This window comes from Marinomonas phaeophyticola, from assembly GCF_026966905.1.
GTDB classification, from domain to species: Bacteria; Pseudomonadota; Gammaproteobacteria; order Pseudomonadales; family Marinomonadaceae; genus Marinomonas; species Marinomonas phaeophyticola.
Genome location: NZ_JAPUBN010000012.1, coordinates 1 through 8034, shown reverse-complemented (window position 1 = coordinate 8034; position 8034 = coordinate 1). Strand labels below are relative to the sequence as shown.

Below are 8034 nucleotides of genomic sequence, written 5' to 3'. Positions count from 1 at the left end.
ACATGCCACTACTTGAAAATCAAGTTTCGGCAGGAACTCACGCAACTTGTGCTGGAGCTGTATCTGAAGTGAAAAAAGCAAACCCTTCATTTCGAATTAATGGTTGTTACTATTGTTGCAACGCGTGCCACACTAGTTAACAATTTAAATGACGTGCGCCTATTGTTAAGATCAAAAAGGCCGCCAATTTGGCAGCCTTTTCTAATAAAAAATATAACTAAAAAATTATGCTACGCGAGCCTCAGGAAGAGCTGTAATATTTACAGGCTTATCCATGTTCTCAGCCTCCCAAGTATCAAGCTTAGCTTGCATGTTAATCCAAATAGCTACCCCAGTCCCTGTTGACTCAGCTAAACGTCTAGCCATAGCGTGGGAACATTTGGCCTTCCCATTAACAAATTCACTTAACGCCTTTCTGGTAACACCTAAGTGTTCTGCTGCCGACGTTATAGATATCCCTCTATCATCTAAAACAGTGAATTTGAAAAATTCTCCTGGATGTGAAGGTTTTCTAATCTGTCTCATTTTTTCTCCTAAAATCGAGAGATAAAATGTACCTATAATCGATTAATTATAGGTACATTTTATTGTAAGGTTGAGCTAACGGGCTTTGATTTTTTTTCCGTGATAATCCACATAATCAAGCAATATGGCGCCTTCATCATTTATTTGAAAGGTTATCCGCCAGTTACCGTTAATCTCAATACTGTAAACACCTTCACCAGACCCTTTTTTCTCAGAAAATTGATTTAGATACAAAGCCTTTAGGTCTTGGGGATGGTGAGATGAATCTATTGCATCTAATATAAATCCAATCTTTTTAACATGATTTGGATTTAGCCCTTTTGCATTATTGTCATAAAAGTAATTTTTAAGTCCTTTATGTGAAAAACTCTTGATTGCCAATCTGTATACCTCCTAATGTAAAATCTAGCATTTTCAATAAAATTCATAGCCTTATCCTTATTTGATTTAGGTGTTACCAAATAACACTTACCGAGCTATTGAATGTATTTACTCACACTAGAGTTCTTCACATAGGGTGGTCATCTGCAACAAGCAAACGGTAACCTGTAACGTTACACGTGTCAACCACATTTTAAACTGCACACAATTGGCAGTTATGTTAAATAGCCCACTTAACCACTGAAAATAGGTGTTACCCCAGCTCTAGCTAACGAAAGCTATCTTTTAGGTAGCTATTCTCATCGAAAAGGTACTGTTTGGAATTGAAAGTTTAACACCAAAAGTGCACAAAAAAAAAGCAAGTTGATGCCACTCACGTTTCGAGTAAGATTTAAGCTCAATTAAGTGTTTTCAGTGAAAACAAACTTGAATAAATTACATTTTCAAGTTATCAATAGTGAAATCAATTTCAATATGGCTAATGCGATTTAGCTTTCATAAGCTTTTTTATTTTCAAAACTCTTTCCTGCCAAGCTGTCACTTCTGGAGAACCAACTTTTTTATCCAGAAGCCCGTTAATTCCTAATTTTAAGCTCTCCAGTTCTTCCATTAACTCAACTTTAGACCTCACCTCTTCAACGGCTCCGCTCTGAAGATTACATGTTGCTTTTTTTCCTTGCAGAGAGTGTAAGTAAACCACTTAATATTTGACTGAAAAACAGCCAGCACAACAATAAACCAACACCTGAACAGCAAGACGCTCACACAATGCAAGCAAAAGGTTAACATGAGGCGTTTTTAATTTAAAAAGGAACTTTAAGATGTAGAACATATATAATGCGTCCAGCCAACAAAATGCTTTGTCAGATCAATGAGCTTGCTTTGTGGTGGGTAGCTTTATGGCTTTTGCAAGTCAACGTGAGGTTTGAGTGCTCAGAAGTGTTCTATATAAATTGATGCTACTTGGTTAAATATCTCTAATTTATTGATACCTACCAGAAATAATTGTGGAGCTAAAAGTTTTGGGTGTGACGTCAAGTAAAAGTCGAGCTTATGGCATGCAAATTTGGAAATAAATCAACTGAGAAGAAATGTCGGAACCGAGCCAATTTATGCTCAGTTCCGACATATAGCAAAAGCTATTCAGATGGTTCTCTACACTCTTCTATAGCCTGTAGAATTTGCTTTACTGAATAGCTAAACAGATTTGTAAAAAGTAAAGCTATCATTAAATACACTATACTCATAAAGTTAGGTGTATCAGATGTAAAGCTCTGTATACCATTTAATATTAGAGTAAATATCAAGAGGCCAATTACAATCATTTCTAGCCTTGAGATATTTTTCCTTACTTCAGAAAAATTCATACTCTCTCCTAAATAAACAGAATTTCGTAGCCTAAGCATAGTGAGTATTGATAGTTGCCGTTTGTGTAAGCGTGAGCCCAATTGGAGCAAATCATCCTAGGTGAACCGCCACCAATTCCGCCCCCTGCGCCAGTGCCCACATTTATTGGAGGCTCTTCGGTACTAGTGGTTTGTGGTGGGACGTCGTTATTAGCTTCACAAACTTCTAGTGCATGTTGAGCATCTGCGTTTGCAATCTGGCATCGGTTGATAGCTGAAATATACACAGCTGCGGAAGTAACTGCTGCAGATATTGCTCCCGAGCATGTTGCAACATTAACACCTGGTGTATAACAGGCTAGAAGCGCTGTTACAGACATACCTGTATAAGCAATCCCTTCAGCGACTGAACATAGGTATGCGTTGGACGATCCTTCGTACCCAATAGCCGCTTTACCCCTTTCATATTCACAAGAGCTTGCTGAATATTGTGCAGGTAAACTCTGCAAGATTTCATCAATAACTGTACGCTTTGGTGTTAATTTTGGAAGTTGCAGTTCTTCAATATCTTGCATTAGAAGAAGGTATTTTTCGTATGCTGTTTTATTAGCCGAGGTAATGTTCCAATTAGGCTTTGTATAGTCGGTTAAGTTATATAGGTTAGTGTTTGTACTGTAACTCCCAGTTTTCATGATTGAAAGCGGCATACCTCCTCCTGGAGGCTCTGGATCTGGGTTGTAAATTGGCTTGGAAACATCCACAACTTCTTCCGTGTAATAATCTACATGTCTGTAGCTGTCATCAGTAAATCTAATTCGTAAATCATTCCCGCTAGATGTTATTGAAATAACAGTATTTTCAGGAGAGGTATATTTATAATTCTGCGGATAAGTATCGTGCGATTCCAAAGTGCCGTTTTCACCTTGGTAAATCGGTAGCCATTCATCTGCTTTTACTGGTGAAATTGATATTAATAAAGCAACTGCAGCAGTCATTGTTAATAACTTCATATTGTTAAAACTCCTTTTTAGACAACTCATAATTACATATTTAAAGCATTGTGTGAACAATTTGCTTACCTAATGTGCAATTGTTAACAACCTGTTTGCATTAGCTATTTGTAATATTACTTAGTAGATAAAGAGCATTGAGGTTTAGATGGAGTAAATTAGTCGCTAAGTAACTTCATCTTTCACGAAAGATTAATTTGAATGTGTACTGTGGGTGTTGTTATGAATTTTACGTGAATAGCGCTTACCGCACTGCGGGCAGGCTTTGCCTTTGCAGCTAAAGTTCATTTTAAATTTATAAAAATTGAAGATAAGCATAACTTTATAGATTTAAGAGAGAAAAACCCCTTTACCACAAGCTATAAGCTTGTAAATTTTTCTCAGGCATCATGGTCAGCGTTCCTCACAGCTTTAAATCATTCTGGACTTATGATCCGCGGAGCTAAAGAAAGCATAATAACAGAAGGAACAGTAACTATTGTTCCATTATGCAGCTCAGGAAAAGTGTGCCCACAACCAGAATAAATAAAAGCTGACAATTTGCCTTTATCAGCACTCTAATACTAAACCGTATTGGAGTGCTCACCTTAAAAGCGCACAAAAAAAGCAAGTTGATGCCACTCACGTTTCGAGTAAGATTTAAGCTCAATTAAGTGTTTTCAGTGAAAACAAACTTGAATAAGTTACAATTTCAAGTTATCAATAGTGAAATCAATTTCAATATGGCTAATGCGATTTAGCTTTCATAAGCTTTTTTATTTCCAAAACTCTTTCCTGCCAAGCTGTCACTTCTGGAGAACCAACTTTTTTATCCAGAAGCCCGTTAATTCCTAATTTTAAGCTCTCCAGTTCTTCCATTAACTCAGCTTTAGATTTCACTCTTCAACGGCTCCGTTATAAAGGTAATATGCTGTTTTTTATCTTGCAGAGAACGTAAATAAACCGCTTCTGACTCCACGGCAGAATAGTTTTTATCAACCATATCAGTAGCGTCTAAATGCGAAATTAGCGCTTTGATTGCACCCCTGTATTTCTCTGGAACCCGCATAACAACAGTACTTTCGTATTTTGTTTTACGGCCTGCACCTGGGCGCGCACCACCATGTTGTTTCTTTTCCATTTCATCCCACCTTGATTAAGTTACAGAATCAAATATAACTTGAAAATGTTACAATATCAAGCCATTTTGATATTAAAATATTGTCCAATTAACTTCCCAAATAAACGGCTGTCACTTGTATTCGGCCATGCCCCAATTCACGTGTAATTATTTCTCTAGCAGCCTTATCAGCCGCTTTTTGTTCAGTAGTAAGCCTTCTCACTCGTATGCCAGAAACTGCAGGGCAATCGAATCCGGTTAACGTCAAGTAACGTTGATGCGCGTAGCTATGGCGTAAACCATGTCCCTTACCTAAATTAATTTGAATACAGGTATTTTCATAACGTTTCATCTGTTGAACATACGTTCGTTGCGCCGGAATAAGCGATCGGCTCTGGGTCAATTGCTTCGCCTCATTCAATACTTGGCGTTGTGCCTCAGTCAAAATAGGAATGATGCGATCTCGACCGCCTTTACACCAAGAAGCATCAAGCACTAAATGATCGCCATGATCTGCTTTTTCTGGTTGGATCTTCATGGCTTCTTCGCGCCTTAAACCAAATGCAGTTTGAAGCCTGAGGGACATTTTTAGGTGTTGATCGGGTATCAAATTCAACTGCATCTGAGTAAGGGTTACACCCTTGTTATTATTAGTAATATACTTGCGATTCTCAATGCCAAGTTTCGCGTTAGACGAAGATACCAATCCTACCTTATTAATCTTTTCGCTTAACCAACGAACATGTGCCATACGATTTTTAATGGTGCCAGGGTTGAGTCTATCTTCTTGCCATTTAGCGATCAGTGCCTCGACATGCCTTGTCTTAAGACCTTTCAGAGCAACCCCTTTAAAACCAAGCTCTACAAGCTGCCTATCTATCAACCTGATCGTTTTAAATCGCTCAGATTTAGTCGCAAATGAGTTAGTGCAGTGCTGTCTTAAAAGCTTATTCGCTTCAAATAAAAAATTAGAGGCCATAAAACACCTTGAATAAGTTACAAAATCAAAATAGTTAAATACAGAAATACAAAAAGGAAAGCGCCCCGCAGGGCGTTTTTATAGGAAAAATCATGTTCTCGGCGGGCTAATAACACGGCGACCTTCTGCATACGCAAGCGGCCATTTCGGAATTCAGTTTAGTGTTAATGCTCGTTCTTAATGCCGACAGCAGAATGAACCCATCTAAAAAATCAGATGATATTGAGCGATGTGTTATTACAGGCGAATTGCCCAGATGGTGCGGTTCTGTTGAACGCTTACACCAAATCTAGTTTTATCTAGAGACCCTAAAAAACCCTGTTGGGTTCGGAGATTATTAACTTGGGAGAGTTTAGATATGTAAGCATCGAGAGATGCGATAGGAGAAATTTGAATTTACCGCAAGCTTGATCTCTGTGCAACCCGCAACTTGCTAATAATGCGCTGAGAATGCGAAAAAATGGTTATTTCCCCGCATAAGGAGCAGCATCGGGTGTATGTCACTCCCCTATGTGGAGTGACATACACCCTACCATTTTTTCACATTTAACCCGCTTGAAATTGTAACCTTTATCAAGATTAGCTTGTGCTAATCTTGAACAAAATCATCCACTGGATACGCCTTATGTCTTTCTCTCAAATTTCAGTTCTCGTTATCCTTGTTGTCGGATTTTTCATTTGCCGTCACCTGTATTTGAAACTGCCAAAGTAAAGAATTAGCCACTTCTCACTTGCCGATAGACTTCGCTAATCGGTAAGTGCTCAGAGGCTATAAAAAGCGTTTTAAGCCCCTTTCTTGATTCAAGCCTCACAAGTCCACGTTTTTTGGCTGAAAACTCCTCAAATCTTCATTTAGAGCCCTTAGCTTTGGTTTTGACTTCGTATTTCTGCCAGACAGTTGCGAAGCAACATGCTTTTAAACCAAAGTTCAATTCCAAACACAGGCTAACGGCCGAAGGCAAAGCGAACCCTTCCGGTTCGTTCTTTCGCTCTCGCCCCTGCCAACGGCAGGAAATGGCGAGGCATTATTTGGGGGATGCCGGAAACGAGCGTAGCGAGGGAAGGGCTGGCGGGGGGCAAGCCCCCCAAGAAGGGTTCTTAATCGATGAAATTTAGATTTGTCCACAGTTCAGATCCAATAAGATCCTTATTAGATCCTAATAGATCCTAATAGATCCAAGGTGGGCTGTAGCCCTTGCACACCAAAGGATACAGCCTATCAAGGTGTATTCTGATTGGGTAAACGGTGTATTCTGATTGGGTAAACGGTGTATTCTAATTGGGTAAACGGTGTATTCTAATTGGGTAAACGGTGTATTCTAATTGGGTAAATGGTGTATGCTAATTGGGTTCTATCCATAATGGCTAAATTGTAAAATAAAAAAATAAATAAATAAAAACAAACATTTAGAGCCAAACACCTTCACCTGCACAATATTATTATTTTCTTATCCACAAATAAATAATCATAATTTCGACTCATCAAATACCTATACATATCACCGATTTTAACTGTATTAACACTCTTAAAGCATCTTTTTACCGTTCAAAAAAGAGCCAATGGTGTATGCCGAGTGGGTAAACGTCCTTTATCAAAAAATATCAATAAGTCAGAAGTCTAGGCAAATAGAGATTTGAATTTGAAAAAGATTTATAGATAAAAATGTGCAGTACGCTACTAGGAAATCAAGTAACCATGTTAAACCATAATTAGGCGTATTCTAAATGGGTTTCATGGTGTACTCTAATTGGGTTAAAAAGAAGTGGGATATATGGAAACATTAGACAAGCCATTACCTAGCGCCAATACGGAATTACTTTATAGCAATAGTAAACATCTGCTGACAATTAACAGCAATGCAAGCGTTCAGCCTAATGTTCTTCTTAGAACAGGAGTTTTTACGCCTGTGGGGCGTAGAACGAATATCAGTGATATCAAATCTCAAGACTTAAGCCAAGACCTCGTACACCTAGATTTATGCAAAAGAGAAGGGTATGACTCAGTTACAGTTAGAGGTCAACGCCTCAATATCGAAACTGATTTTAAAGTCTGGTGCGGTATTGTATTAGTTTTCAGTAAACTTGGTTACTCATCGAATACAGTCAGGATATCATTTGCTGAGTTTGCAAAAGATTGTGGTTATCCGAGCCGTCGATTCGATAAAAACTTAAGACGTCAAATCGGTGAATCTTTAGAGCGAATTCAAAGCCAGAGTCTTTCATTTCGCCGAAAAAACACGGTAAAGGCAGTCCATACCGGTATGTTATTACGTGCAATGTACGATGGTGAAGAAGATTTAGTCGAATTGATGGCTGATGAAACTCTATGGGATCTTTATTGTTTAGATTATCAAGTATTGGTTAATTTACGAATATTGGAAAAGCTACCCCGAGCAGAAGTAGCACAATGTTTGTATTTATATTTCACTTCGCTCCCCAACAAGCCTCACCCAGTATCGTTTGAACGCTTAAGAGATCGCTTGCGTCTCGAGACAACAAAAAAAGAAGCAAACCGTAAGATCAAAGCAGGCATTCGTAAACTGGAAAGCATTGGTTATTTATCAGGTAACTTCACTGCAAAAAATGGTGAGCAATACTACATAATCGATCAACGTTATAAAAAACTAGAGAAAAAATAACAGCTGTTCCATTTTGATAATGTAACCTTTTCAAAAGTTACATTATCAAGTTACG

At 38.3% G+C, this 8034-nt stretch carries 8 protein-coding genes; 1 reads left to right on the top strand and 7 read right to left on the bottom strand.

The window, feature by feature from the left end; genetic code table 11:
• Positions 1–225 precede the first annotated feature (225 nt).
• The 7 genes from O1D97_RS06230 to O1D97_RS06200 form a co-directional block, all read right to left on the bottom strand.
• Entirely contained in the window at positions 226–525 is a 300-nt protein-coding gene (locus O1D97_RS06230) for a HigA family addiction module antitoxin (protein ID WP_261734905.1), read from the bottom strand.
• Between the two features lie 75 nt (positions 526–600).
• The gene (locus tag O1D97_RS06225; RefSeq protein WP_261734904.1) at positions 601–906 is read right to left on the bottom strand and encodes a type II toxin-antitoxin system RelE/ParE family toxin; all 306 of its coding nucleotides are present in this window, start codon (positions 904–906) and stop codon (positions 601–603) included.
• Positions 907–1384: 478 nt separating this feature from the next.
• On the bottom strand, positions 1385–1516 hold the full coding sequence (locus tag O1D97_RS06220; RefSeq protein WP_261734903.1) for a hypothetical protein: 132 nt from the start codon (positions 1514–1516) through the stop codon (positions 1385–1387).
• A gap of 765 nt (positions 1517–2281) precedes the next feature.
• Positions 2282–3262 carry a hypothetical protein gene (locus O1D97_RS06215; RefSeq protein ID WP_261734912.1) on the bottom strand — a complete coding sequence of 327 codons (981 nt, stop codon included), beginning with the start codon at positions 3260–3262 and terminating at the stop codon, positions 2282–2284.
• Between the two features lie 726 nt (positions 3263–3988).
• Positions 3989–4141, bottom strand: a complete 153-nt coding sequence (locus O1D97_RS06210; protein ID WP_261734911.1) for a hypothetical protein — start codon at positions 4139–4141, stop codon at positions 3989–3991.
• Positions 4131–4382, bottom strand: coding sequence for a hypothetical protein (locus O1D97_RS06205; RefSeq protein WP_261734910.1), 252 nt, complete (start codon positions 4380–4382; stop codon positions 4131–4133). The genes O1D97_RS06210 and O1D97_RS06205 overlap by 11 nt, the downstream gene beginning before the upstream one ends.
• Before the next feature lie 88 nt (positions 4383–4470).
• A complete protein-coding gene (locus O1D97_RS06200; protein WP_269123875.1) occupies positions 4471–5340 on the bottom strand; it encodes a phage integrase N-terminal domain-containing protein in 870 nt (289 codons plus the stop codon).
• Between the two features lie 1772 nt (positions 5341–7112).
• Between O1D97_RS06200 and O1D97_RS06195 the strand changes: the two genes are divergently transcribed.
• The gene (locus O1D97_RS06195; protein ID WP_261734908.1) at positions 7113–7979 is read left to right on the top strand and encodes a RepB family plasmid replication initiator protein; all 867 of its coding nucleotides are present in this window, start codon (positions 7113–7115) and stop codon (positions 7977–7979) included.
• Positions 7980–8034 lie beyond the last annotated feature (55 nt).